Source organism: Duganella sp., from assembly GCF_039595735.1.
Classification (GTDB): Bacteria; Pseudomonadota; Gammaproteobacteria; order Burkholderiales; family Burkholderiaceae_D; genus Rugamonas.
Genome location: NZ_JBCNLB010000002.1, coordinates 369796 through 395213, shown reverse-complemented (window position 1 = coordinate 395213; position 25418 = coordinate 369796). Strand labels below are relative to the sequence as shown.

Here is a 25418-nt window from a genome sequence, read left to right as displayed (position 1 = left end):
TTCCGCTCCCGCTAGTCGATCGTGACCGCCAGTTCGCGGTTGCGGTTGGCGGCATTGCCGGCATAGTCCTGCGCCGTGATGCGCAGGATGTAATTACCCGGCCCCAACTCCCCCACCTTCCATGCGCCCGGCGTCAGTTTGCCGTTGATCAGCCGGTTGTTGATGGCGTAGGCAAAGCGCGTCTCGCTGGCGCCGTGCACCGTGATACCGCTGCTGGCCGCGTAGGCCAGCTTGACTGCCTCGCGGTTGCGCGGCAGGCGGTCATACTGCTGCGTGATGATGGGCTCGGTCATGCCGGGAATGGTATCGCCATCCTGGTTCAGCAACTGGTAGCCCAGTTTGTACACGCCCAGGCGGCGGCGCTTCTGGTTGCCGTTGATCTGGTCGCTGGCGTCCACCACGATTTGCACTTCCTTCAGGCTGCGTGGAATGTACAGGCGGCCGTCGCGCTTTTCGGTCAGCGGCTTGCCGTCGGCGCCCACCACGCTGATGCTGTTGATCTCCGGCGCGATGGTGTCTTCCAGATCGATGAACGGCAGCAGCAGCGGATTGAGCGGGCCGCCATTCGGCTTGTAGTCCAGATGCACGTGCGCCATGCGGTTGATGGTGCCCAGCGTTTCGCCGCGCTCGAACCGGGTGCCGCGCTTGACGCGCACCGCGCCGGCCACGCCCTTGTCGTTTTTGGACACCAGGAAGCGCGCATCGATGGCTTTGTCCTTGCCATCGCGGCCAACGCGCATGTGCACATACTGCATGCCGCCAAACGCCAGGCCTTCCGACAACTCGCCATAGCCCCAGCTGGCGCGCGGGTCGGTGACCTTGCCGGCGGTAATCGCCTGCACCGGCGTGCCAATCGCGCCCTGCACGTCCAGTCCGGTATGGAAATGGTCGCGGCTCTCGCCATCGAAATTGCCGCGCACCTCGCCCATCAGGCCGACCACTTCGTGCGCCTGGTTCTGCGGCTTGAGCGGCCACTGCATGGTGGCGCTGTGCGCCGGCAGGCCGGGCGGCGGATCATCCGGCAGCGGTTCCTCCTTGCCGCTGGCAATGGCGAGGTGATGCAGGCGGAAAGTGGCGCCATCGGTCACAAACAGCGCGCCGTCGGCAGCCACGGTGATGCCGCGCGGCGCATACAGGCGCACGCTGCCGTCCGCGCCATAGCCCGGCTGGGCCGGATGGTCGACATCCTGCAGCGCCACCACCTGCCCGGCCGGCGTGATTTGCGCCACGCGGCCATGGCCGTTGCTGGCGATATAGAGGAAACCGTCGCTGCTCAAGGCTATGCCAACCGGCGAGCGCAGCAGCGAATCGCGATCGTCTTCTGCAGCTGCGGCGATGGTGCTGACCGTGCCGTCCCTGGCCAGCTTGCGGACGGCGTGGTTGGCCGTGTCCGCGATGTACAGATCGCCGCTGGCACTGACCACCAGCCCGGTGGGCGTATCGAACAACGCTTGCGCGGCCGGGCCGTCGGCCTTGCCTGCACGCTTGCCGCCGGCGACCGTGGTCACGGTGCCGTCCGGCGCAATGCGGCGGATGCGGTCGTTATAAGTATCGGCCACATAGACCGCGCCGGCGGCATCCACCGCCACGCCGACCGGCCCGTTGAACTGGGCGCCGGCGCCCTTGCCATCCTTGTCGCCGGCCAGGCCGTCACCGGCCAGCGTGGACACCGTACCGTCCGGGGATATCTTGCGGATGGCGTTGTTGCCGGTGTCGGCCACATACAGATTGCCGGCGGCGTCGATCGCCAGTCCGGACGGCGTATTGAAGGCGGCTGCCCCGCCCTTGCCTTCCGCATACCCCTCGGTGCTGCCGGCCAGCGTGGTGCTGGTGCCGGCCAGGTCGATCTTGCGGATACTGTTATTGTCGCCGCCATCGGCCACGTACAGATTGCCTTCCTGGTCCAGCACCACGCCGAACGGGTCGGCAAACCGGGTGCGCCGGCCGCTGCCATTGCTGGCGCCCGGCAAGCCGTCGCCGGCAATGGTGGTCACGCGCGCGTGCCAGCCGGTTGGCGTGCCGGCCGCCCTCGGCCGCGCCACCGGGCCGATATCTTCCTGTTGGGGCGACTTGTGCACCACCACGTAGGCGACGCCGCCGCCCACCGCCGCGCCACCCAGCGCCAGCGCAAGCAATGCGAGTTTGAATTGAGTAGGAGACACTTATCTGAACCTAAACGTTGACTTATAGAAAGCTTAACCGATCCTGGCCAGGTTCAGGCGAAAAAAAAGCCCGCTCAGGGAGCGGGCTGAAGTCTATTTCCGTTGAGGAGAATAGAGGAGACAAGTGAAGTATGCTGCGTTACAGCATATAAATCCAATTTATCTTTCCAATGGCAGATATTCACAAAGCCTATTTCACAGGCATTCATATCTTTTTGACCTTTTTCAAGCGCTTGACGGCCCCCGCCGCCTTTTGTTCCACGGCATAACACAGAACCGCGTAGTGCGCCAATTTCAGCAATGTCTCGCACATCGCCGCATTGGGCGCCAGATGCGCAGCTACAGTCAGCCCGCGCGAGATGACACGTATCCGCGCGCCGATCAAAGCCAGCGCATGCGGCTCCTCGCCCGAATCAAACATCTCCACCAGCTCGCTGTGCAGCTGCTGCAACTGCTCGACAATAAAGCCGAAGTGGATATCGCCCACCAGCAGCGCGTACACCAGAATGGACATGGCGAAATCATCAATATCGACGGCATCTTGCCGCACGGCCCCCTTGATAATCGACCTCGCATCCTGGATGCGATCGCCAGCCTCTGCCAGGTTGCGGAACTTTTCCGGTATCGCCTGCCTCACCTGTTCGATAAATTGCGGATCGAGTTCAATATCGGCCTGCTGACAGCCGGCCAGCAACCGTCCGCGTGTCAGCCCGAGCGCCCAAGCCAGATTGATGGTGGCCTCATCCACGGCAGCCAGGCATTGATCGACTTCCGGCCACAAGAAACTGTAGCCGGCCTGGTGGCGGTGTTCAATCCGCTTGGCCGCCGTGTAATGCACGGCAAAGCTATCCAGGTTTTTGTCGAAGAAACTTTCCTCGGCTTCACTCAGGAACGGCCGGAGCTGTGGCGCGGTGTACCCATACCAGGGCGCGAAGGAGTTCCGGACTTCGTCCTGGCTGACCGCCGCATCCGCTGCCGCCGGCGCGGCATCGGTCTGCAAGCCGAGCTGCTGCGCCTCCCACGCCATCCATTCCAGCGCGATATTGGCCAATGCGGCCGGCCGGTAGCCGCCGCCGACATCGGCGTGCGCGCCGGCAAACCAGACTTGCTCCAGCGATTGTCCACTGCCCTGCCTCACCTTCCAGAACAGCGGCTGGAACTGCTCGCGCAACTCATGCAGGGCCAGCGCGTGCCGAACATGCGAGATGTTTTCAGGCACATCGATCACCTCATCATCAGCGCGGAAATGCACATGATTATCGGTGAACCGCATCGCTCCCACCGTGTCCCACACGCCCATCATGTGCACCGGCAGACGATAGATGCCGTCGCCCGCGCGCGCAAATCCGGTCAAGGCCTGCAAATGATGGCCGAGTCTGGCGATGCCCTCCGCATCACCCGAGCTGTACAGGCGATACGCACGCGGCACCTCGTGCAGATAGTCCTTCAGCAGCAGCCCGACCTCCTCCAGAAAACAGCTTAGCGAGCGCACCGCATACGCGCCACGACTGAAGCCGAACAGGAAAATACGGTCACCGGGATTGTAATGCGCCACCAGAAAGGCATACGCCTCCATGACCTTGGCCGGCATGCCGTAACCTATCGCGCCGCCCAGGCACTTGCGCATCACCTTGGCAAAAACCGAGCCGGACTCGCGGGGAATACCGGCCCGCCTGGCCCACAGTGGCAACTCATCATAGGCTTCACGGCGCTCGCCGACGCCAACGATATAATGCGCGATTTGCTTGTCGCCGGAGCGGGCATAAACCCGCTCAAACATCTTGCGCACATTGGTGATGTTTTTGTTCGACGCCTTGTTCCAAGTACCATCGATGAACAAGACAATATTTTTTGGTGGCGGCGCTGAGGTGGACATGCATCTCCTGAACAAAAAAAGGCTGAGCTCCCCGAGGAACTCAGCCCTGTGACTGTACTCCGGTCAGTTACTTGACATCGGCCGCGTAAGGCAGCACGCGCGAGGCCATGCGGGTGTCGGTCTTCAGCACGCCCACTTCGTCCGCCAGGATGTGCACCGCTTCATTCAGCAGCACGTCCTTGGCGGCCTTGGCGGCTTTTTCCGCCTCCAGTTCAGCCGCCAGCGAGCGCTCGGCGCCCTGCAGGCCGTCGTCACTGCGCAGCGCGCCCTTCACGCCCGCCACCTTCGGCGACGGCGCCGGCTTGCCGCTGGCCGGCTTGGCCGAAATCGCCTTGTTCAGGGCGTCTTTCGGGTCCGGCACCAGGATAGGATCATCCGCGCCCGGCGTGTTCGACAGCAGACGCGCCTCGCGCAGCTTGGCGCGCGCTTCCTGCTGGTCGCGCTCCTTGCGGCGCACCGCTTCATTCAGCGACACCGAGTTTTCCTTGCGCTGCTTTTTCACCAGCGCGATATCCTCGGCCAGGTACTGGAAGTCCTTGTCCTTGGACACGCGCGCTTCGTGTTTTTTATCCAGCAGCGGCACGATTTCCTTCATGTCGCCGGTCGGAATGTAGATGGCCGGCTTGATCTGGGTCCACGGCAAGGCGTTTTCATAGCTCGATTCGCCAAAGGTGTCGGAATCGCCCATGGTCGGCAGCTTGATGTCCGGCGTCACGCCGCGCAGCTGGGTGGTGCCGCCATTGATGCGGAAGAATTGCGCGATGGTGAATTTCAGCTCGCCATAATGCACCTTGTCGCTCTGGGCAAAGCGGTCCAGGCCGAACAGGGTTTGCACCGTGCCCTTGCCGAAGCTCGGCTCGCCAATGATGACGCCACGGCCATAATCCTGGATCGCGGCCGCGAAAATCTCCGACGCCGAGGCCGAACCACGGTTGATCAGCACCCCCATCGGACCATCCCAGGCCATGCCCGGATTGGTGTCGCTTTCCACTTCCACCTTGTTGTCGCCATTGCGCTGCATCACCACCGGGCCTTTGTCGATGAACAGGCCGGTCAGTTCCACCGCCTCGGTCAGCGAACCGCCGCCGTTGTTGCGCAGGTCGATCAGCACATTGTCGACCTTGTCCTTCTTCAGTTCGGCCAACAGGCGCGCGACGTCGCGCGTGGCCGACTTGAAGTCCTTGTCGCCCTTGCGGCGCGCTTCAAAGTCCATGTAGAAGGTCGGCAGCGAAATCACGCCGACCCGGCGCTTGGCCGTGCCATCCTTGACTTCGTAGATGGACTTCTTGGCCGACTGCTCTTCCATGCTGATCTTCTGGCGCACCAGCGAGACGAACTGGTGCTTGGCATCGGCGCCGCCATCGGCCGGAATGATTTCCAGCTTGACGGTGGAATCCTTGGGACCGCGGATCAGCGCCACCACATCGTCCAGGCGCCAGCCCAGCACTTCGGTCATCGGCGATTTTTCATCCTTGGCCACGCCGACGATCTTGTCGCCGACCTTGATCTTGCCGGACAGGCCGGCCGGGCTGCCGGTCACCACCTCGCGCACCACGGTGTAGTCGTCGCGCGATTGCAGCACGCAACCGATGCCTTCCAGCGACAGGCGCATGGCGATGTCGAAGTTTTCCGCCGCGCGCGGGCCGAGGTAGTTGGTGTGCGGCTCGATCGACATGGCGTACGCGTTCATGAAGATCTGGAACACATCTTCATTGGTCAGCTTGCGCGACGGGCTGAGGTAGCCCTCGTAGCGCTTGTCCAGGGTTTCGCGGATGGCCTTGTCATCCTTGCCGGCCAGCTTCAGGCGCAGCCATTCGTTCTTGACGCGTTTGCGCCACAAATCCTTGACCTCGGCATCACTCTTGGCCCACTCGGCCTTCTCGCGGTCGTACTGATAGGTTTCGTCGGAGGTGAATTCAAACTTGCCCTGCTTGACCAGATCGCGCGCGTAGGCGATGCGTTCGTTGAAGCGCTGCTGGTACAGGTTGAAAATGGCAAACGGCACGCTCAGGTTTTCGCCGTTGATGGCGTCGTCCAGGCGGGTGCGCACGATGGCGTATTGATCGATGTCGGCCTGGGTGAAGAACATCTTCTCCGCGTCCAGCGACTTGAAGTAGCGATCGAAAATCTTTTCCGACATGGCGTCGTCAAGCGGCGCCGGCTTGTAGTGCAATTTGCTCAGCACCCGCGAGGCCCACAGGGCGGCCTGGGTCTGACCGGGCTGCGGTTTGAGGGCGGTGTCGGCCGTTTTCTCTGGCACGGCGGCGCCGGCCTGCACTGACAGGGCCGCAAGTACGGCCACCAACAGCATTTGCTTCTTCATCGGCTTACTCCGAAATGTAGTAGGTTTGTTGCATAGATGCGTGCTGCTTCATTCTACAGGATAGCAGTGCCCGTACGGGGCTGGTATTTCAGAGTTTCTCTGGCTAAGCTTAAGGGTAGCTGAAACGAAACTTCGCTTAAGCCAGTTTTGCTACGTAGAAATACTTATTAAAATGCAACTTTCGTCACAAGTCATTGTTTTATAAATAGAAATCTTTCGAGTTGGTGTACATTTTTGTTGCTTAACGGCAAAAATATGCTATCATTCCGGTCTTAGTTTCAATTGACGGCCTGCGCAATCCACAGCGGCAGTGCCCACTTGCCTTGGCAGTGCTCCATCGCCTCCGGAGCACGCTCGATTCCGAGCGACCTCAACCGCAGCACCTTTTCTCGAAGAAGATCCATGAAAACAATAATGAATCCCCGCAACTGGGGTGTCGGTAGCAAGATTACCGTTTTTACTTTCGGCCTGATTACCGTGATTCTGGCCATCCTGCTCACCCTGATCAATCTGAGCACCTCGGCCATGTTGAAAGAGCGCGCCAAAGCCAATGTCGCCAACACCCTGGGCGGCATCAGCAACACGGTGGAAGTGTTCAACACCGCCATGATGAATGAAGCGTCCAGTTTTGCGCGCCTGTTCGCCTCCCAGTTCGGCGAGGGCCAGTTCACGCTGGATCCCGCCGCCGCCATCGACATCGGCGGCAAGCCGACGCCGTCGCTCAAGCACGCTGGCAAAACGCTGAACATGGACTTCAGCATCCCGGACAAATTCACCAACGAAACCGGCGTCATCGTCACCATCTTTGCCGCCAGCGGCGAAGAATTCGTGCGCGTGACCACTTCGCTGAAGAAGGAAAACGGCGAGCGCGCCGTCGGCACCCAGCTGGACCACGCCCACCCGAGCTACCCGCTGCTGCGCGCCGGCAACAATTACATCGGTCTGGCCACCCTGTTCGGCAAGCAATTCATCACCCAGTACGACCCGATCAAGGATGGCAGCGGCAAGGTCATCGGGGTGCTGTTCATCGGCCTCGACATCTCCAAGAACATGGCCATGCTGAAGGAGAAAATCAAGGCCATCAAGATTGGCGACACCGGCTACATCTACGTCGTCAACGCCGCGCCGGGCAAAAACCAAGGCGTGCAACTGGTGCACCCGACCAAGGAAGGCGAGAACGTGCTGGAGCTGAAGAGCGCCGACGGCCGCGCCTTCATCAAGGAAATGCTGGAAGCCAAAGAAGGCGGCCTGACCTACGAGTGGGCCGACAAGGAAGGTGATGCCCCGCACGAAAAAATGGTGGAATTCCGCACCTTCAAGCCGTGGAACTGGCTGATCGTCGGCGGCACCTACAGCGCCGAAATCACCCAGCAAGCCGGCCAGCTGCGCAACCGCTATGCGCTGCTCGGCCTGTTGGCACTGGCGCTGTTTGCGGTGGTGCTGTTCCTGCTGGTGCGCTCGGTGGTGTCGCGTCCGCTGGCGCGCGCCACCGAGGCCGCCGACCGCATCGCCAAGGGCGACCTGGATGTGCACCTGGAAATCGACAACAAGGATGAAATCGGCCTGGTGCTGCGCTCGCTGAACAACATCAGCGACAATCTGTCCGGCGTGGTGGGCCAGGTGCGCCGCGGCGCCGAGCAGATCACCACCGCGTCCAGCGAAATCGCCCAGGGCAACCTGGACCTGTCGGGCCGCACCGAGGAACAGGCTTCCAGCCTGGAAGAAACCGCCGCCTCGATGGAGCAGCTGAGCACGGCCGTGACCCAGAACGCCGAGAACGCGTCGCAAGCCAACCAGATGGCGCTGGCCGCATCCGGCATCGCCGCCAAGGGTGGCGAAGCGGTGGCGCAGGTGGTCGACACCATGGGCTCGATCACCGCGTCGTCGCGCAAGATTGCCGACATTATTTCAGTGATCGACGGCATCGCCTTCCAGACCAACATCCTGGCGCTGAATGCCGCGGTGGAAGCGGCACGCGCCGGCGAACAAGGCCGCGGCTTCGCCGTGGTGGCGTCCGAGGTGCGCAACCTGGCGCAGCGCTCGGCCACCGCCGCCAAGGAAATCAAGGAACTGATCGACGATTCCGTCAGCAAGGTGGAAGTCGGCAGCAAGCAGGTGGAACAGGCCGGCACCACCATGCAGGAAGTGGTGGACAGCGTGCGCCGCGTGACCGACATCATGGCCGAGATCAGCCACGCCAGCGAAGAGCAGCGTGCCGGCATCGGTCAGGTGCACGAAGCCATCACCCAGATGGACCAGGTGACGCAGCAGAACGCCGCCCTGGTGGAGCAAGCCGCCGCCGCCGCGCAAGCGCTGCAGGACCAGGCCCACGAGCTGGAAGACGTGGTGCGCATCTTCAATTTGGGCAGCCAGCCCGCCCTGCGCCAGGAGCGCCGCCTGGCGCTGAAGTAAGCATCGGCAGCCCACCGGGCCGCCCCTGGAAACGGGGGCGGCCTTTTTTATTTATAATGACGGGATGCCCACTCTCCTCCAGCACCGGCGCCTGACCAGCCTGATCGTTTTCATCGCGATCTTGCTGAACCTGTGCGTGCCGGCGATTGGCCAGGCAATGACCGCCTGGACTGCCGATCCGCTGGCCAGCGAGATCTGCAGTGCAGCGCCGCCGGCCGGCGAGCGCAAACAGCCCGCCGGGCACGCCTTCAAACACTGCGTATTCTGCGCAACCCACACCAACAGCGAAGCGCCGCCACCTGTGCCGGCCGGCTTGCTGGTCACGCTGGACGGCCATGACGCGTATCCGCAATGGCAGCGCGCCGCCCCGGCACTGGCACTGAGCTGGTCCGACGCCCAGCCGCGCGCGCCGCCTGCCGCCTGATCGCCTTGCCATATCGCCGCCGCCCATGGCGGCCTCCGCAACACTCGTTTGACAGGACTCTTTATGCAACGTCGTATCTTCATGTCGTCGTTGGCTGCCCTGCCCTGGTTGGCAGGCACGGCGCACGCCGCCGGTTTTCACGCCATCGACATTACCGGCGCCAGCATCGGCCCCGATTACCAGCTGTCCTACCCCGACGGCAAACCCGCCTCGCTGCGCGACTTCAAGGGCAAGGTGGTGCTGCTGTTCTTCGGCTTCACCCAGTGCCCGGACGTGTGCCCGACCACACTGGCGCGCGCGGTGGACATCAAGCGCCTGCTGGGCGCCGACGCCAACAAGCTGCAAGTCGTCTTCGTCACCGTCGATCCGGAGCGCGACACCGGCCCGCTGCTGACCGAATACATGCGCGCCTTTGATCCCGGCTTCGTCGCCGTGCGCGGCAGCCTGGAGCAAACCGCCAAGGTGGCCAAGGACTTCAAGATCTTTTACCGCAAGGTGCCAAGCGGCAGTTCCTACACCATGGACCACACCGCCCTCACCTACGCCTTCGACGCCAGCGGCAAAATCCGCCTGGCCATGAAACACGAACAAACCGCCCAGCAATGCGCCGCCGACCTGCGCCTGCTGATGAACCCGAAAAAAGAAACCGGCTTCCTGAAAGGACTCTTCCAATGAAAAAACTGCTCTCCCTGCTGCTGATGGCAGCCCTGCCAGCCCTGGCCCAGGTCACCGTCGGTGAACCCTGGGTGCGCGCCACCGTGGCCGCACAAAAAGCCACCGGCGCCTTCATGACGCTGACCTCGGCGCAAAACGTCAGACTGGTGGGCGTCAGCTCGCCGGCTGCCGGCGTGGTGGAAGTCCACGAAATGAAGATGGAAAACGACATGATGCGCATGCGCCAGATCCCGGCACTGGATCTGCCTGCCGGCAAACCGGTCAAGCTGGCGCCGGGCGGCTATCACCTGATGCTGCTGGATCTGAAACAACCGTTGAAAGATGGCGACAAGGTCCCGCTGACGCTGGAGATTGAAGACGCGCAGAAAGTGCGCAGCAAGGTGGTGGTGGACGCGCCGGTGAAACCGCTCAACGCAGCACACTGACCGCCCACCAGGCCAAGCCGGCAATCAGCAAATACGGCCACGACCGCAGCGAGATCTTCCAGTCTGTGGTCGAGGGCCAGCACGCCAGGAATTGCGGCGCCACGGCAAACGCCAGCGCCACGTCGATCCACTGGAAGTTCAGGCCGGTGCGCGTGCGCCACCAGGCCACCACAAACGGCAGCACCACCACCAGGAATGGCGCCAGCGCCGACGGCGCGGCGTTATACCAGCGCACCCGTGTCAGCCGCACCGATCCCAGCTCCCACCCCTGCCCCACGCGCCGCGGTATCACCGTGAACGCGGCCGGGCGCGCGCCCGTCAGCAGGCCCGCCACGAAATGCGCCAGTTCATGGCATATCGTGCCGGCCACAGTAAACAGGAAAAAGAAGGGATGCCGCGCCGATAAGGCACGGATCAGCAGCGCCAGCAACAGGGATGGCGCCAGATAAAGGAGGAGGTCGCGGTGCTCGCAAAACCACGAAGGCGCCAGCACGCCACATTCAAACAGGCTGCTCATGCGGCATCCTCGCACGGACGCGGTGCGCCGTCAAATCTGCCCCCAAAGGGGGAGGCGGCGGCTGCCAGTTCAAGGGATTTGCCGCCGCCGCGCCGCGCCTACAATCCGCGCTCCTCCCCTACACTGCGAGAACTACCATGCAAGATTTACTGACTCCCCACAATTGCGCGCTGGTGCTGCTGGACCAGCAGGCCGGCCTGCAGTTCGGCGTGCAATCGATGGACCGCCAGACACTGCTGAACAATTCGGTGGCGCTGATGGAAACCGCGCTGGCCTTCGCGCTGCCGATGGTCATCAGCACCTCGGCCAGCAAGGTCTACAGCGGCCCGCTGCTGCCGGACCTGCACGCGCTGGCGCCCGACCATCCGGTGCTGGAGCGCCGCAACATGAACGCCTGGGAAGATGACGCCGTGCGCGCTGCCATTGAGGCCAGCGGCCGCAAGAAATTGATCTTCTCCGGCATGCTGACCGAAGCCTGCATCAGCTTTGCCGTGCTGAGCGCGCTGGAAGCCGGCCATGAATGCTATGTGGTGGGCGACGCCTGTGGCGGACTGACGCAGGCCGGCCACGAGCTGGCCCTGCAGCGCATGACCGCCAACGGCGCCCAGCCGACCAGCTGGCTGCAGGTGCTGCTGGAATTGCAGCGCGACTGGACCCGCCACGACACGTACGACGCCGCGCGCGCCGTGATTGAAAAGAATGGCGGCGGTTACGGCGTCGGCCTGCGCTACGCGCGCCAGATGCTGACGCCGCAATAGGCCGGCCACGGCAGGCAACAAAAAAAGGCAGCCGAAGCTGCCTTTTTTTGTATTACACCGTTGCCAGCGCGGCGTTGAAGGTGGCGCTTGGGCGCATCACCGCTTCGGTCTTGGCTGGATCCGGATAGTAGTAACCACCGATATCCTGGGCCTTGCCCTGCACGCTGTTCAGCTCTTCAACGATCTTGGCTTCGTTGTCGGCCAGCTGCTTGGCCAGCGGCGCGAAGTGCGCGGCCAGTTCCTTGTCTTCGGTCTGCGCGGCCAGGGCCTGGGCCCAGTACAGCGACAGGTAGAAGTGGCTGCCACGGTTGTCCAGCTCGCCGGTGCGCGACGATGGCGACTTGCTGTTGTCCAGCAGCTTGCCGGTGGCTTCGTCCAGGGTCTTGGCCAGGATTTGCGCCTTGGCGTTGCCTTCCTTGATGCCCAGCTCTTCCAGCGACACGGCCAGCGCCAGGAATTCGCCCAGCGAGTCCCAACGCAGGTGGTTTTCTTCCACCAGCTGCTTCACGTGCTTCGGTGCCGAACCGCCGGCGCCGGTTTCGTACATGCCGCCGCCCGCCATCAGCGGCACGATGGACAGCATCTTGGCCGAGGTGCCCAGTTCCAGGATCGGGAACAGGTCGGTCAGGTAGTCGCGCAGGATGTTGCCGGTCACCGAGATGGTGTCCAGGCCGCGCGAGACGCGCTCCAGGGTGTAACGCATGGCGCGCACTTGCGACATGATCTGGATGTCCAGGCCCTTGGTGTCGTGCTCCTTCAGGTACACCTGCACCTTCTTGATCACTTCGGCTTCGTGCGGACGGTATGGGTCCAGCCAGAACACGGCAGGCATGCCCGAGTTGCGGGCGCGGGTCACGGCCAGCTTCACCCAGTCACGGATCGGCGCGTCTTTCACCTGGCACATGCGCCAGATGTCGCCCTGCTCCACGGTCTGGGTCAGCAGCACTTCGCCAGTGTCCAGATCGGTGATGTTGGCGGTGCCGCCTTCCGGCACTTCAAAGGTCTTGTCGTGCGAGCCGTATTCTTCGGCTTGCTGCGCCATCAGGCCCACGTTCGGCACGGTGCCCATGGTGGTCGGGTCGAAGTTGCCGTGCCATTTGCAGAAGTTGATCATCTCCTGGTAGATACGGGCAAAGGTCGACTCCGGCATCACGGCCTTGACATCGGCGGTGCGGCCATCGGCGCCCCACATCTTGCCGCCGATACGGATCATGGCTGGCATCGAGGCATCGACGATCACGTCGTTTGGCGAGTGGAAGTTGGTGATGCCCTTGGCCGAATCGACCATGGCCAGCTTCGGACGGTGTTCCAGGCAGGCGTGCAGATCCTTCAGGATTTCTTCCTTCTGCGACGCTGGCAGCTTTTCAATCTTCTCGTACAGGTTGACCATGCCGTTGTTGACGTTCACGCCCAGTTCTTCGAAGGTCTTGGCGTGCTTTTCAAACGCTTCCTTGTAGAAGATGCGCACGCAGTGGCCGAACACGATCGGGTGCGACACCTTCATCATGGTCGCTTTCACGTGCAGCGAGAACATCACGCCGGTTTTGTAGGCGTCGTCGATTTCCTTCTCGTAGAACTCCAGCAGGGCTTTCTTGCTCATGAACATGGAGTCGATGATCTCGCCAGCTTGCAGCGCGACCTTCGGTTTCAGCACGATGGTTTTGCCGGAATCGGTAATCAGTTCCATCTTGACGTTGCGGGCCTTGTCCAGGGTCATGGACTTTTCGCCGTGGTAGAAGTCGCCGGCGTGCATGTGCGACACGTGGGTGCGCGATGCCTGGCTCCACTCGCCCATCGAGTGCGGGTGCTTGCGGGCGTATTCTTTCACCGCTTTTGGCGCGCGGCGGTCCGAGTTGCCTTCGCGCAGCACTGGATTCACAGCCGAGCCGATGCACTTGCTGTAGCGGGCCTTCAGGGCTTTTTCTTCGTCGGTCTTCGGATCTTCCGGGAAGTCCGGCAGCTTGTAGCCCTTGCCTTGCAGTTCGCGGATGGCCGCTTGCAGCTGGGCCACCGAGGCCGAGATGTTTGGCAGCTTGATGATGTTGGCTTCCGGCTTCAGCGTCAGGGCGCCCAGTTCAGCCAGGTTGTTTGGTACTTTTTGCTCGTCCGTCAGGAATTCCGGGAACTCGGCCAACACGCGGGCAGCGACCGAAATATCGCTGGAGACCACCTCGACGCCGGCCGGTGCCGTGAACTTCTTGATGATAGGCAGCAGGGAGTAGGTAGCCAGCAACGGCGCTTCGTCCGTCAGCGTGTAGATGATCTTCGATTTTTGTGATGCCATGTTCATTCCCTCGTAAACGATCTGTGGAGTAATTCGCCCGTTATTTTAAACCTTTGCCCCCCTATTTGTGCAAATGATGCCACTTTGCATATGGGCTCTCTTGTCATCATACAACTTAGGTGCGCACCCGCTTGGTGCACGGTGTTAAAAATCAACAAGTTAAACGTTTACTAGTGAAACGCTAGCAGATATCCAGTTGTATGATGTCTGATATCTAGGCTATGATCGTCGCACCAAAAGTATGGAGACCCGCATGACCACGCCTCAACCTCAAGCCACCCGCGTCCGCTGGATGATCCTGGCGATCCTGTTTGCTGTAACCACCATTAACTACGCCGACCGCGCCACCATTGCCATCGCCGGCCCCGAGCTGAAAAAACTGCTGGGCCTGTCGCCGGTGCAAATGGGCTTTGTGTTCTCCGCGTTTGCCTGGTCCTATGTATTGGCGCAACTGCCGGGCGGCTGGCTGCTCGACCGCTTTGGCTCCAAGATCACTTACTTCTTCAGCATCTTCCTGTGGTCGCTGTTCACCATGCTGATGGGCGGCGTCGGCTTCTTCACCGGCGCGGCGGCGGTGGCTGCGCTGTTCACCCTGCGCCTGCTGATCGGCGCGGCGGAAGCGCCCTCCTTCCCCGGCAATTCGCGCATCGCCTCGGCCTGGTTCCCGACCAGCGAACGCGGCACGGCGGCGGCCATCTTCAACTCGGCGCAGTATTTCGCCACCGTGCTGTTCGCGCCGATCATGGGCTGGCTGGTGCATTCCTTCGGCTGGGAGAGCGTGTTCTTTGTGATGGGCGGCCTGGGCATCATCATGGCCTTCATCTGGCTGAAGACCGTGTACGGCCCGAAAGACCACCCGAAAGCCAACGCGGCCGAAATCGCCTATATCGAAGCCGGCGGCGCGCTGGTCGATCTGGAAAGCAAGAACAAGGTCGCGGCCACCGCCAAGCTCGACACCTGGGCCTGCATCCGGCAGTTGCTGGGCAATCGCATGCTGCTGGGCGTCTACATCGGCCAGTACTGCATCAACACCCTGACCTACTTTTTCCTGACCTGGTTCCCGGTGTACCTGGTGCAGGAGCGTCACATGACGATTCTGAAGGCCGGCTTCGTGGCTGCCCTGCCGGCGGTGGCCGGCTTCCTCGGCGGCGTGCTGGGCGGCGTGATTTCGGACCGTCTGATCAAGGCCGGCAAATCGCAATCGGTGGCGCGCAAGACGCCGATCGTGTGCGGCATGCTGCTGTCGACCACCATGATCATCTGCAATTACGTTGAAGCGGACTGGCTGGTGATCACCGTGATGTCGCTGGCCTTCTTCGGCAAGGGCATCGGCGCGCTGGGCTGGGCGGTGGTGGCGGACACTTCGCCCAAGGAAGCCGGCGGCATGAGCGGCGCGCTGTTCAACACCTTCGGCAACACCGCCGGCATCACCACGCCGATCGTGATCGGCTACATCCTGGAAAAAACCGGCTCCTTCTCGGGCGCGCTGGTGTTCGTCGGCGCCAACGCCGTGGTGACCATCCTGTGCTATCTGCTGATGGTGGGCGAGATCAAGCGCTTCGAATTCAAAACGCCAGTGATGCGCAAACTCGATCCCGTCGCCGACGCCGCTTAAGCTTTATCTCCTCGTTGATATCCTCAACGATTCCACGCCCACTCTGCGGAGTGGGCTTTTTTTCTTCCCGATGATGAGCACGCCAGCACAAACATGCCATCTTCCTGTAAATTGTCGGATTCCAATTTACATTGCTTAATTATCTATGCCTCCTCGGCCTCGTCTGACGTTCTCCTTGCGGTATGTGCTGATCATGTTGACCGCAATCGGACTACTGCCGCTGGCGCTGCTGGGGGCCTGGAATATCCATGCGGCCGGCGAGTACAAGGAGCGCGAGCAGGAGCGCTGGATGCTGGACCTGGCGCGCGCGCTGTCCAGCGCGGTCGATGCGGAACTGGATAGCGCTGTCACCGTGCTCAACAGCTTGGGTGGTGCATCCTCGCTGCAAACCAATGACCTGGCGGCGTTTTACCGGACCGCCAGCCGGCTGGTCGCCACGCAGCCCGACTGGCTGGGCGTGATCCTCACCGACGACAGCGGCAAGATCCTGTTCCGTACCATGGACGACTATGGCACTCCCGCCCAAGGGGTGGTCGATCAGCGCAGCTTGCAGCAGTTGCTCGCCAGCGGCAAGCCGGTGGCTGGCAGCATTACGCGCGGACCGCGCGGGCGGGCGGCGTTTCCGGTGCGGGTGGCGGTCACCGGCGCCAACGACCGGCGTTACACGCTGACCGCGGTGATCCTGCCGGACCGCATGGTGCGTCTGATCGCGCGTCAGCAGGTGCCAGGCAGTGCCGTGATTGCCGTGCGCGACAGTACGCGGCTGCTGGTGGCGCGCTCGCAAAACCAGGAACGCAAGGTCGGCGGCGAACCCAGCCCATCAATGATCGCGCTGATGCAGCGCGCCGGACCGGAAGGTTTTGGCAACGCCATCACCACCGAAGGCATGCCGCTGGCGACCGGCTACACCACGCGCTCGCGCTACGGCTGGGCCGTGATTGTCGGCCAGCCGGCCGATGGCTTGCGCGCCGCCGCCTTTGAACGCATGGGCGTGTTTGGCGTGGGCATTGTGCTGTCGCTGCTGGCCTGTATCGCCGCCGCCTCGCTGCTGTCCAACCGCCTGGTGGCGACCATTAAATCCCTGCAGCAGGACGCCGCCGCGCTCGGCTCGGGCGCGCCGCTGGCGCTGGCGCCTTCGGCCATCACGGAAATCCAGCAAATCGGCCACGCGCTGGAACAGGCCGAGCGTCAGCGCACGGCACAGGAAATCGAACGGGCGCAGTTGCTCGATTCGCTCAACCGCGCCCTGTCCAGCCACCAGACCGCGCTGGCCGAAGCGCGCCAGGCCGGCCGCGCCAAGGATGAATTCCTGGCCGTGCTGGGCCACGAGCTGCGCAATCCGCTCAGCCCCATCGTCACCTCGCTGGATTTGCTGGATCTGCGCGACGAACCATCCAGCCGCAAGGAGCGGCGCGTGATGCGGCGCCAGGTCAACCATCTGCGCCGCCTGGTGGATGACCTGCTGGACGTCTCGCGCATCACTTCCGGCAAGCTGGAGCTGGAAAAACGCGCGGTCAACCTGGCTGACGTGGTGCGCCACGCGGTGGCCGCCCTGCCCGGCCAGCCAATTACCCTGAACACGCCCGACGCCGTCTGGGTCCAGGGCGACGACAGCCGCCTGGCGCAGGTGATCAATAATTTACTGTCAAACGCCGAGCGCTTTGGCAGCAGCGCCACCGAGGTCACGCTGGATGCGGATGCCAGCCAGGTGCGGCTGACCGTCAGCGACAACGGCATCGGCATGAGCGAAGACTTGATTGCCCGTGTGTTTGAACCGTTCCAGCAGGCGCCGCAGTCGCTGGCGCGGCGCAGCGGCGGCCTCGGACTGGGCCTGGCGATTGTGCGCAAGATCGTCGACCTGCATGGCGGCCATGTCTGCGCCCGCAGCGCCGGCGCCGGTGCCGGCAGCCAGTTCGAGGTGGTGCTGCCGCTGTGCGCGGCACCGGTCGAGGAAGCGCCATTGACCACCCTGGACCAGCCGGCCGGCATGCAATTGCTGCTGGTCGACGATAACGTCGATGCCGCGCTGGCCGGCGCCGCCTTGCTGGAGCTGCTGGGTCACGAGGTGCGCATCGCCCACACGGCCGCCGAGGCGCTCGACCAGATCCGCCGCAAACGCCCGCAAGTCGCCATCCTCGACATCGGCCTGCCGGACATGGATGGCTACGCGCTGGCCGGCGCCATCCGCGCGGAAACCGGCGATGCCGCACTGCGGCTGGTGGCCTTGACCGGCTACGGCCAGAAAGAAGACGTGGCGCGCGCCTACGATGCCCGCTTCGATCTGCACCTGACCAAGCCGGCCACGGTGGCCGACCTGCAGCGCGCCACGGCGCCGCTGAGCTAGCTTTTCGGGGTCAGTGAATTTCGCTGTAGAAGCAGCGGCCGCAGGCCTGGCGGTAGCTTTCGTTGCCGCCAATGCTGATCTGCTCGCCTTCCTTGATGCGCTTGCCGTTTTCGTCAACGCGGATGTTCATGGTCGCCTTCTTGCCGCAAGTACAGATGTTCTTGATTTCCTCGATATCGTCCGCCAGCGCCAGCAGGTAGGCCGAGCCGGGGAATGGCTCGCCCAGAAAGTCTGACCGCAGGCCGTAGGTAATCACCGGCACACCGCGCACCTGCGCCAGCTGGTGCAGCTGCTTGACCTGCTCCTTGCTCAGGAACTGCGCCTCGTCCACCAGCACGCAGGCAATTTTCTTGTCCACGGTTTGCAGGAAGTCGGTGTTTTTGTCGAACACCTCGGTCTCGCGCTGCGGTCCCAGGCGCGAGGTGACCTTGCCGACGCCGTAGCGGTCGTCGATCGCGGCGGTGAACAGGCGCACCTGCTGGCCCTGCTCTTCATAGTTGTGCGCCACCTGCAGCATCGCGGTGGATTTGCCTGCGTTCATCGCAGAGTATCGGAAATAAAGTTTTGCCACTGCTTACCTTCTGGTTGTCAGGCGCCGATTATATGCCCCCCGATCAATAAATTCTATCGCGCCGATTGATATAAATCTCTTGCGATTACATCGGATACGCTTTATTATTCACACATCGGGCAACCACGCCCAGCCAACAAAACCAAAGGAGCCTTACCATGAAAACCATCGCCATCGCCGTGACCGCTGCTACCCTGTTCGCTTCCGCTGCCGTGTCGGCACAGGAATTCGGTGAATACGCCGGCAACACCAGCTTCGTCTCGACCAAGACCCGCGCCGAAGTCAAGGCGGAAACCTTGGCCGCCATCCAGCGCGGCGAACTGCGCGACGGTGAACAATATCCTGACCCGCGTGCCGGCCAGCTGCCAGTCCAGGCCAAAACCCGCGCTGAAGTCAAAGCAGAACTGGCCGCTTACCGCAAGACCCACAAGGAAGTGTCGGACGACATCGTCACGGTGCAATAATTCGGCCACATACATCGCATACGCTTAAATAGCACAAACTTAAAACCAGCTTAAGGAACTTGATTATGAAAAACATCGCCATCGCCCTGTCCGTCGCCGCCCTGTTCGCTTCCGCTGCCGTGTCGGCACAGGAAACCACCGAATATTCCGGCTATACCGGCTTCGTCTCGACCAAAACCCGCGCAGAAGTGAAAGCGGAAACCCTGGCCGCCATCCAGCGCGGCGAAGTCCGCGATGGTGAACAGTACCCGGACCCGCGCGTCGGCCAGCCAGCCGTCCAGCCGAAAACCCGTGCTGAAGTCAAAGCCGAGCTGGCGGCCTACCGCAAGACCCACAAGGAAGTCTCGGACGACATCGCGTCCTGAGGAAATGCAACATGAGCGGAAAAGGCGCATACTTGCTTTTAATGCAGCAAGGAGACAAAAATGCGTACACCCGCTTTGTTCACCCTGATTGGCAAGACGCCGCTGGCAGAGATTACCCGTCTCGATACCGGCCCTTGCCAGCTATTCCTTAAACTGGAATCGCAAAACCCCGGCGGCTCGATCAAGGACCGCATCGGCCTGGCCATGATCGAGGCGGCCGAGGCGCAAGGCTTGCTCAAGCCGGGCGGCACCATCATCGAGGCGACGGCCGGCAACACCGGCCTCGGGCTCGCGCTGGTCGGGCGGCTGAAAGGCTACCGCGTGCTGCTGGTGGTGCCGGACAAGATGTCGACCGAAAAAGTGCTGCACCTGAAAGCGCTGGGCGCCGAGGTGCGCACCACCCGTTCCGACGTCGGCAAAGGCCATCCCGAGTATTACCAGGATTACGCCGCGCGGCTGGCTGCCGAGATGCCGGGCGCCTGGTATTCCGACCAGTTCAACAATCCCGCCAATCCGCTGGCGCACGAAACCACCACCGGCCCGGAAATCTGGGAGCAGATGGCACACAAGGTGGATGCCATCGTGGTCGGCGTCGGTTCGTCCGGCACGCTGACCGGCTTGACGCGCTATTTCCGCAAGGTGGCGCCGCAGGTGGAATTCATCCTGGCCGATCCGGCCGGCTCCATCCTTGCCGAATACGTGAAGACCGGCCATGTCTCCGGGACCAGCGGCTCGTGGGCGGTGGAAGGCATCGGCGAAGACTTCATTCCCGCGATTGCCGACATGACGGCGGTGACGCAGGCCTACACCATCACCGACCGGGAAAGCTTTGCCACCGCGCGCGCCCTGCTGAAGGAAGAAGGCATCCCGGGCGGCTCGTCCACCGGCACCCTGCTGGCCGCCGCGCTGCGCTACTGCCGCGAGCAGAGCACGCCCAAGCGCGTGGTCAGCTTTGTGTGCGACACCGGCACCCGCTATCTGTCCAAGGTCTACAACGACGGCTGGATGCGCGACCAGGGCTTGCTGGAGCGCCCGCGCCATAACGATCTGCGCGACCTGATCGGCCGCCGCTTCGATGCCGGAGAAGTCATCAGCGTCACGCCCGACGACACGCTGATGATCGCCTTCAACCGCATGCGCGCCGCCGACGTGGCGCAATTGCCGGTGCTGTCGAACGGCCAGCTGGTGGGCATCATCGATGAATCCGACCTGCTGCTGTCGGTCGGCACGCAACCGGAACGCTTCAATCATCCGGTCGGCACGACCATGACGCGCCGGCTGGAGATCCTCTCGCCGTCATCCGATCTGCACGCGCTGCGCTCCACGCTGGACCGCGGCCTGACCGCCGTGGTGGCCGAAGGCGCCACCTTCTACGGCCTGATTACCCGCTACGACCTGCTCAACCATCTGCGAAGGACGTTATGAACGACAAAAAATCCGCCCTGGCCACGCGCGTGATCCATGCCGGCCAATCGCCCGATCCGTCCACCGGCGCCATCATGCCGCCGATTTACGCCACCTCCACCTTCGTGCAGGAGAGTCCCGGCGTGCACAAAGGGCTGGATTACGGCCGTTCGCACAACCCCACCCGCTGGGCGCTGGAACGCTGTGTGGCCGATCTGGAAAGCGGCGCGCAAGGCTTCGCCTTCGCCTCCGGCCTGGCCGCGATATCGACAGTGCTGGAACTGGCCGACGCCGGCTCCCACATCATTGCCGGCGACGATATGTATGGCGGCACCTACCGCCTGTTCGAGCGCGTGCGCCGCCGCAGCGCCGGCCACGATTTCACCTACGTCGACCTGACCAATCCCGAGAACCTGCTGGCCGCCCTCAGGCCGGAAACCAGAATGGTGTGGGTCGAAACCCCGACCAATCCCATGCTCAAACTGGCCGACCTGCAGGCCATCGGCAAAATCTGCCGCGAGCGCGGCATCATCGCGGTGGCCGACAATACGTTTGCCAGCCCGATCGTGCAACGGCCGCTGGAACATGGTTTCGACATCGTGGTGCACTCGGCCACCAAATATTTGAACGGCCACTCGGACATCATCGGCGGCATTGCGGTAGTGGGCGGCGAACCGCACCAGCAGGCGTGGCGCGACCAACTGGCCTTCCTGCAGAATTCCGTCGGCGCCATCGCCGGCCCGTTCGACAGCTTCCTGGCGCTGCGCGGCGTGAAGACGCTGGCAATCCGCATGGAGCGCCATTGCGCCAGCGCGCTGGCGCTGGCGCAATGGCTGGAGCAGCAGCCAAAAGTGCGCAAGGTGTTCTACCCCGGCCTGGAATCGCACCCGCAGCATGCGCTGGCCAAACGCCAGATGCAGGGCTTCGGCGGCATCATCTCGATCGACCTGAATACCGACCTGGCGGGCGCGCGCCGTTTCCTCGAAAGCTTTGAGGTGTTTGCGCTGGCCGAAAGCCTGGGCGGCGTCGAAAGCCTGATCGAGCACCCTGCCCTGATGACCCACGCCTCCATCCCGGCCGCGCAACGGGCGGCGCTGGGCATCGGCGATGGTTTGATCCGCCTGTCGGTGGGAATTGAAGATTTAGAGGATTTAAAGGCCGATATTCGCCGTTCGCTGGACGCGATTTAGCTGCTACTATTCGGCGCATGGTCTACTTAATTCTCATCGCCGCGGTGCTGGCCCTCGGCTTCGCCTACTCGATTCTGGTCGCCAGCGCCAAGCCGGTGGTCGGCAGCGACTACTACAAGGTCTCGAAAGACGGCCGCGTGATGCTGTCCGCCGGCTCCAAGGTCACCGTGCTGAAACCGACGCTGTACCCTGAAGGCTTGAAGGTCAAGCTGCGCGGCGGCTCGCGCGAGGGCGAGTTCTTCGTGCATGATCTGGTGGCCGAGGCCTTCCTGCCGAATCCGAACAAGCTGCCGGCCATCCGCCACCGCGACGGCAACGTCCGCAATAACAAGGTCGAGAACCTGCAATGGGCCAAGACCTCGCAGGTCGAGCACCCGGAGCAGGCTGAATTCCCGCAGCCCTGATTATTCGCCCGGATGGTAGCGGCGTTCGAGATGCTGTTCGACGTCCGCCTTGTAGAACAGCACATCTTTGAACTCACCGCGCGCGTACATCGCGGCCTGATCGTCAAAATGCGGCGAGGCCGGATTGCCGCTCTGGCCACCGGCCAGAATGCTGCGCGCCTTGATGCGCGGCCCGAACTCCACCGCCGCCACAAAGCTGTTGCCACGCTCGCCGTAAATGCGCCTGGTGGTCTGCTTCGAGGTCATGCCGTACGCCGCCAGCGATCCCCAGTTGGCCGAGGCGAATGCCACCGGCAAGCTAGGCTTGCTGTCATCGAAGGGCTGCACCACGTCGCCGGTCAGGCGCTGGAAGCGATTGATCTCGCCCCAAGGCGTTTGCCAGTTGCCGAAGTCCTTGGTCAGCCTGGCCGTCGCGCGTTCCAGCGCTTCGATGCGCTGCTTCGGTGTGATAGCGGCCTGAATGTAATCCAGCACCTGCACTTCCCTGGCCTTGGCGGACGGCTGCCAGGTGGTCCACAAATCCTGCGCCCAGTAAATCGCCAGCGAAGTGGCGGTCGACTCCAGCGTGTAGCGCATGTCCCAGCCGCGCAGCGCGGCGATCTGCGGCGCCAGCGCGGCCTTGCGGGCGTCGTCGGCAGGCAGCTCGTCGTAAGCCGCGAACAGCTGCGGCAGCAGCGGCTCAAAGGCCGGCAGCTGATTGTCGTAGGATGCGGCGATCAGGCTGTCGATGGTGAAGTCTTTTTTGTTTTCCAGCACGCGCACGGCGTGGATGCCTCGCGGGTTCTCGGGATTCATCGACATATAGGCCGGATAGTCCTTCACCTTCGGGCTGTAGGCGCCGGCCGCGGTGTAAGGCCAGTTGTTGGTGTTCTGGATCCAGCCATTCTTTGGATTGAACAGCGTGATGGTTTCCTTGACCTCGTGCAGGCCTTTCCATTCGGTGTCCGGGTTGCTGCCGTCCACCGGATGCTTCCAGTCGAATTGCGGATCGCGGCGCGGGATGAAATTGCCGTGGAAGTAAGCGATATTGCCGTCGGCATCGGCGTACACCGTGTTGTTGGACGAATTGGTGCGCAACGCCATCGACTTGTAGAAATCCTTGTAGTTGCGGGCTTTGGTGCGGATGAAGGATTGCGTCAGCGCCTTCAACGGCTCGTTCATCAGGCGCACCGCCACCCACTTGCCATCCTTGGCGCGCACAATGGGGCCGTGGTGGCTGTAGTAGACGCGCACCGTCTTGCTGGCCATGCCGTCCCTGGTCTTGTATGGCAGCGCGATGTCCACGGCTTTCAGCGGACGCTGCTGGTCGCCATATTTATAGAACAACTGCCCGTCCTTTTCGCTGACGGTTTCAAGGTACTCGTCGATCACATCGCCGCCGCCGGAGGTGTGCATCCAGCCCAGGCGGTCGTTGAAACCCTGGTAGACGAAGAACTGGCCCCAGGTCACGGCGCCATACGCATTCAGGCCTTGCTCACTATGCACCTGAATCTCGGGACGGAAGTAGAACGAGGTGTGCGGATTAATCATCAGCAGCGCATGACCGTTCTTCGTATTCGACGGTGCGATGGCAAAGCCATTGGAACCGCCCGGCTCCTTGTCCATGTCGATGCGGTCATTCGACGACAGCAGCACCGGCAACGTGGCGCCATTGGCGTACAGCGCCTGCAGCTGCTTGATGTCGATGGTTTCGATATCGCCGCCGATGCTGCCCTCGCTGAAGCTGAGCGCCATCCACGGTTCAAAGTGCGTGAGCAGCGCTGGCTTTACTTGAGGATGGGTTTGCAGATAGTAGTTCAGGCCATCGGCCCAGGCGTTCATCAGCTTTTTCAGCCATGCCGGCGCCATGGCGTACTGGCGCTTGAGTTCATCCGGATTGATGAATAGTTTCATGCGCAGGTCTTTATACAGCTCGGCCTCGCCCTCCACTTCCGCCAGACGCCCCATGGCGTTGATGAAGTTGAGCTCCACGCGGTGGAAGTCATCCTCCGCCTGCGCGTAGACCATGCCGAATACCGCATCGGCATCGGTCTTGCCGTAAATATGCGGGATGCCCCACTTATCGCGCAGGATGGTGACGCGCTTGGCGGCGGCCTTCAGGCGTGCCGGTTCGCCCGCCACCGGCGCTGCAGGCGCTGCCACCGCAGCGCTCACCGCCACCAGGCAGGATAAAGCGACGGGCGCGCGCATCAGGCGCTGACCAGTTCAGAAATACGGCGTTGCAGGACGGTGATCTCTTCCAGCAGCGCGGCATTCTTTTCGCGCAAGGCGATATTCTCGGCGCGCAGCTCGGCCACGTCGGTTGGCACATCGCCGTAATCCACCGTTGGTGCGGCTTTCGGCTCTTTCGGTTCCTTGGCAGGCCGCGAGGCGGCGCGCAGTTCGCGCACTTCCTTGGCAGCCTTCTGCAGCTCCTTTTTGCCGCCGGCGACCGCGGCCAGCTGCACTTCTTCCGGCAGCGACGCCACCGTGGCGGCAGCGTTGATCGAGATGGTGCCGGCGCGGACCGCCTCCACCAGCTCCGGCGTCGCGGTCTTCTGGATCTTTTCGATCTGGCCCAGGGTAGCGGTGCTCAAGCGGGCGGCGCGGGCGATGTCCTCGCGTGAAGCCAGCGGCATGGCCGCCGGCTTTTTCGGCGCGGCCTCGCCTTCCTGCGGCGCGATGCGGGCATCTTCGGCGGCGGCTTCGGCCGCCAGCTCCAGCGCGCGCGCCGCCATGATTTCCTTCTTGCGCAGCGCCAGCACGCCGCGCTGGAAATCGGAAATGCTGCGACGGCCGAGATTGTTATCGATCATCCACAGCTTGACGTCTTCCAGGTTGCGGAAACTGGTGTTTTCCGTGACCTTGAAGGGAATGCCATGCTGCTGGCAGATCTGGTAGCGGTTGTGACCGTCCACCAGCACATCTTCCCACAGCACCAGCGCATCGCGGCAGCCTTCCGTCAGGATGCTGCGCTCCAGCGCCTGGTATTCACTTTCGGTCAGCGGCTCTATGTAAGCACGCAACACTTCATTAATCTTGATCTGCATAGTTATCCTTCAAATCTGTCCCGCATTTTACTAAGGCAGTTTTAAGAAAGCAAAGTTACACTTTTCTCCAGTCAAACGAGCTTTCTCCGCCAATTGACCAAAAGCCCCGACAGGTTCCCCGCCTGCCCGGGGCTTTTCTTTTTCCTGGCTTCAATAAAAACGCGCTACGGCGCGTT

General features: G+C 62.5%; 20 protein-coding genes. 12 read left to right on the top strand and 8 right to left on the bottom strand.

Translation table 11 applies throughout. The annotated features are described in order from the left end of the window. Positions 1 to 11 precede the first annotated feature (11 nt). From ABDW57_RS06855 to ABDW57_RS06845, 3 genes are all read right to left on the bottom strand, one after another. Positions 12 to 2162, bottom strand: a complete 2151-nt coding sequence (locus ABDW57_RS06855) for a gluconolaconase (protein WP_343729456.1) — start codon at positions 2160 to 2162, stop codon at positions 12 to 14. A gap of 205 nt (positions 2163 to 2367) precedes the next feature. Further along, positions 2368 to 4038 carry a DUF2235 domain-containing protein gene (locus ABDW57_RS06850; RefSeq protein ID WP_343729455.1) on the bottom strand — a complete coding sequence of 557 codons (1671 nt, stop codon included), beginning with the start codon at positions 4036 to 4038 and terminating at the stop codon, positions 2368 to 2370. Between the two features lie 67 nt (positions 4039 to 4105). Continuing rightward, positions 4106 to 6361 carry a carboxy terminal-processing peptidase gene (locus ABDW57_RS06845; RefSeq protein WP_343729454.1) on the bottom strand — a complete coding sequence of 752 codons (2256 nt, stop codon included), beginning with the start codon at positions 6359 to 6361 and terminating at the stop codon, positions 4106 to 4108. A gap of 402 nt (positions 6362 to 6763) precedes the next feature. On the opposite strand from ABDW57_RS06845, the gene ABDW57_RS06840 reads away from it, so the two are divergent. From ABDW57_RS06840 to ABDW57_RS06825, 4 genes are all read left to right on the top strand, one after another. After that, the gene (locus tag ABDW57_RS06840) at positions 6764 to 8773 is read left to right on the top strand and encodes a Cache 3/Cache 2 fusion domain-containing protein (RefSeq protein ID WP_343729453.1); all 2010 of its coding nucleotides are present in this window, start codon (positions 6764 to 6766) and stop codon (positions 8771 to 8773) included. Positions 8774 to 8837: 64 nt separating this feature from the next. Beyond that, positions 8838 to 9197 carry a DUF2946 family protein gene (locus tag ABDW57_RS06835; RefSeq protein WP_343729452.1) on the top strand — a complete coding sequence of 120 codons (360 nt, stop codon included), beginning with the start codon at positions 8838 to 8840 and terminating at the stop codon, positions 9195 to 9197. A gap of 63 nt (positions 9198 to 9260) precedes the next feature. Then, positions 9261 to 9872 carry an SCO family protein gene (locus tag ABDW57_RS06830; protein WP_343729451.1) on the top strand — a complete coding sequence of 204 codons (612 nt, stop codon included), beginning with the start codon at positions 9261 to 9263 and terminating at the stop codon, positions 9870 to 9872. Continuing rightward, positions 9869 to 10297: a copper chaperone PCu(A)C gene (locus ABDW57_RS06825; protein WP_343729450.1), complete on the top strand. Its 429-nt coding sequence runs from the start codon at positions 9869 to 9871 to the stop codon at positions 10295 to 10297. Before ABDW57_RS06830 ends, ABDW57_RS06825 begins: the two co-directional genes overlap by 4 nt. Here the strand turns inward: ABDW57_RS06825 and ABDW57_RS06820 are convergent. Next, positions 10281 to 10814 (bottom strand): hypothetical protein, encoded by a 534-nt coding sequence (locus ABDW57_RS06820; protein ID WP_343729449.1) that lies wholly within the window; start codon positions 10812 to 10814, stop codon positions 10281 to 10283. The genes ABDW57_RS06825 and ABDW57_RS06820 overlap by 17 nt on opposite strands. A 137-nt stretch (positions 10815 to 10951) precedes the next feature. On the opposite strand from ABDW57_RS06820, the gene ABDW57_RS06815 reads away from it, so the two are divergent. Then, positions 10952 to 11572: a hydrolase gene (locus ABDW57_RS06815; protein ID WP_343729448.1), complete on the top strand. Its 621-nt coding sequence runs from the start codon at positions 10952 to 10954 to the stop codon at positions 11570 to 11572. A 52-nt stretch (positions 11573 to 11624) separates the two neighbouring features. Here the strand turns inward: ABDW57_RS06815 and ABDW57_RS06810 are convergent, their stop codons facing one another. Next, entirely contained in the window at positions 11625 to 13856 is a 2232-nt protein-coding gene (locus ABDW57_RS06810; protein WP_343729447.1) for an NADP-dependent isocitrate dehydrogenase, read from the bottom strand. A gap of 253 nt (positions 13857 to 14109) precedes the next feature. Between ABDW57_RS06810 and ABDW57_RS06805 the strand changes: the two genes are divergently transcribed. Together ABDW57_RS06805 and ABDW57_RS06800 are read left to right on the top strand one after the other, a co-directional pair. After that, positions 14110 to 15471 (top strand): MFS transporter, encoded by a 1362-nt coding sequence (locus tag ABDW57_RS06805; RefSeq protein WP_343729446.1) that lies wholly within the window; start codon positions 14110 to 14112, stop codon positions 15469 to 15471. A gap of 193 nt (positions 15472 to 15664) precedes the next feature. After that, a complete protein-coding gene (locus tag ABDW57_RS06800) occupies positions 15665 to 17815 on the top strand; it encodes an ATP-binding protein (RefSeq protein WP_343729445.1) in 2151 nt (716 codons plus the stop codon). Between the two features lie 10 nt (positions 17816 to 17825). Here ABDW57_RS06800 and ABDW57_RS06795 read toward each other — a convergent pair whose 3' ends face one another. Continuing rightward, entirely contained in the window at positions 17826 to 18386 is a 561-nt protein-coding gene (locus ABDW57_RS06795) for a thymidine kinase (protein ID WP_343729444.1), read from the bottom strand. A 158-nt stretch (positions 18387 to 18544) separates the two neighbouring features. On the opposite strand from ABDW57_RS06795, the gene ABDW57_RS06790 reads away from it, so the two are divergent. The 5 genes from ABDW57_RS06790 (at position 18545) to ABDW57_RS06770 (ending at position 22213) form a co-directional block, all read left to right on the top strand. Further along, entirely contained in the window at positions 18545 to 18850 is a 306-nt protein-coding gene (locus tag ABDW57_RS06790) for a DUF4148 domain-containing protein (protein ID WP_343729443.1), read from the top strand. A 65-nt stretch (positions 18851 to 18915) separates the two neighbouring features. After that, positions 18916 to 19215 (top strand): DUF4148 domain-containing protein, encoded by a 300-nt coding sequence (locus tag ABDW57_RS06785; protein WP_343729442.1) that lies wholly within the window; start codon positions 18916 to 18918, stop codon positions 19213 to 19215. A gap of 60 nt (positions 19216 to 19275) precedes the next feature. After that, positions 19276 to 20640, top strand: a complete 1365-nt coding sequence (locus tag ABDW57_RS06780) for a pyridoxal-phosphate dependent enzyme (protein WP_343729441.1) — start codon at positions 19276 to 19278, stop codon at positions 20638 to 20640. Further along, positions 20637 to 21809, top strand: coding sequence for a PLP-dependent aspartate aminotransferase family protein (locus tag ABDW57_RS06775; protein ID WP_343729440.1), 1173 nt, complete (start codon positions 20637 to 20639; stop codon positions 21807 to 21809). Before ABDW57_RS06780 ends, ABDW57_RS06775 begins: the two co-directional genes overlap by 4 nt. 17 nt (positions 21810 to 21826) lie before the next feature. After that, the gene (locus ABDW57_RS06770) at positions 21827 to 22213 is read left to right on the top strand and encodes a hypothetical protein (protein WP_343729439.1); all 387 of its coding nucleotides are present in this window, start codon (positions 21827 to 21829) and stop codon (positions 22211 to 22213) included. Here the strand turns inward: ABDW57_RS06770 and ABDW57_RS06765 are convergent, their stop codons facing one another. Together ABDW57_RS06765 and ABDW57_RS06760 are read right to left on the bottom strand one after the other, a co-directional pair. Then, positions 22214 to 24403 (bottom strand): acylase, encoded by a 2190-nt coding sequence (locus ABDW57_RS06765; protein WP_343729438.1) that lies wholly within the window; start codon positions 24401 to 24403, stop codon positions 22214 to 22216. It lies immediately after the preceding gene. Continuing rightward, the gene (locus tag ABDW57_RS06760) at positions 24403 to 25242 is read right to left on the bottom strand and encodes a hypothetical protein (protein ID WP_343729437.1); all 840 of its coding nucleotides are present in this window, start codon (positions 25240 to 25242) and stop codon (positions 24403 to 24405) included. The genes ABDW57_RS06765 and ABDW57_RS06760 overlap by 1 nt, the downstream gene beginning before the upstream one ends. Between the last annotated feature and the right edge of the window lie 176 nt (positions 25243 to 25418).

Coding starts and splice junctions, on each gene's coding strand:
- ABDW57_RS06850 (WP_343729455.1), bottom strand. CDS start 4,038: ATGTCCACCTCAGCGCCGCCACCAAAAAATATTGTCTTGTTCATCGAT.
- ABDW57_RS06845 (WP_343729454.1), bottom strand. CDS start 6,361: ATGAAGAAGCAAATGCTGTTGGTGGCCGTACTTGCGGCCCTGTCAGTG.
- ABDW57_RS06840 (WP_343729453.1), top strand. CDS start 6,764: ATGAAAACAATAATGAATCCCCGCAACTGGGGTGTCGGTAGCAAGATT.
- ABDW57_RS06835 (WP_343729452.1), top strand. CDS start 8,838: ATGCCCACTCTCCTCCAGCACCGGCGCCTGACCAGCCTGATCGTTTTC.
- ABDW57_RS06830 (WP_343729451.1), top strand. CDS start 9,261: ATGCAACGTCGTATCTTCATGTCGTCGTTGGCTGCCCTGCCCTGGTTG.
- ABDW57_RS06825 (WP_343729450.1), top strand. CDS start 9,869: ATGAAAAAACTGCTCTCCCTGCTGCTGATGGCAGCCCTGCCAGCCCTG.
- ABDW57_RS06820 (WP_343729449.1), bottom strand. CDS start 10,814: ATGAGCAGCCTGTTTGAATGTGGCGTGCTGGCGCCTTCGTGGTTTTGC.
- ABDW57_RS06815 (WP_343729448.1), top strand. CDS start 10,952: ATGCAAGATTTACTGACTCCCCACAATTGCGCGCTGGTGCTGCTGGAC.
- ABDW57_RS06810 (WP_343729447.1), bottom strand. CDS start 13,856: ATGGCATCACAAAAATCGAAGATCATCTACACGCTGACGGACGAAGCG.
- ABDW57_RS06805 (WP_343729446.1), top strand. CDS start 14,110: ATGACCACGCCTCAACCTCAAGCCACCCGCGTCCGCTGGATGATCCTG.
- ABDW57_RS06800 (WP_343729445.1), top strand. CDS start 15,665: ATGTTGACCGCAATCGGACTACTGCCGCTGGCGCTGCTGGGGGCCTGG.
- ABDW57_RS06790 (WP_343729443.1), top strand. CDS start 18,545: ATGAAAACCATCGCCATCGCCGTGACCGCTGCTACCCTGTTCGCTTCC.
- ABDW57_RS06785 (WP_343729442.1), top strand. CDS start 18,916: ATGAAAAACATCGCCATCGCCCTGTCCGTCGCCGCCCTGTTCGCTTCC.
- ABDW57_RS06780 (WP_343729441.1), top strand. CDS start 19,276: ATGCGTACACCCGCTTTGTTCACCCTGATTGGCAAGACGCCGCTGGCA.
- ABDW57_RS06775 (WP_343729440.1), top strand. CDS start 20,637: ATGAACGACAAAAAATCCGCCCTGGCCACGCGCGTGATCCATGCCGGC.
- ABDW57_RS06770 (WP_343729439.1), top strand. CDS start 21,827: ATGGTCTACTTAATTCTCATCGCCGCGGTGCTGGCCCTCGGCTTCGCC.
- ABDW57_RS06765 (WP_343729438.1), bottom strand. CDS start 24,403: ATGCGCGCGCCCGTCGCTTTATCCTGCCTGGTGGCGGTGAGCGCTGCG.
- ABDW57_RS06760 (WP_343729437.1), bottom strand. CDS start 25,242: ATGCAGATCAAGATTAATGAAGTGTTGCGTGCTTACATAGAGCCGCTG.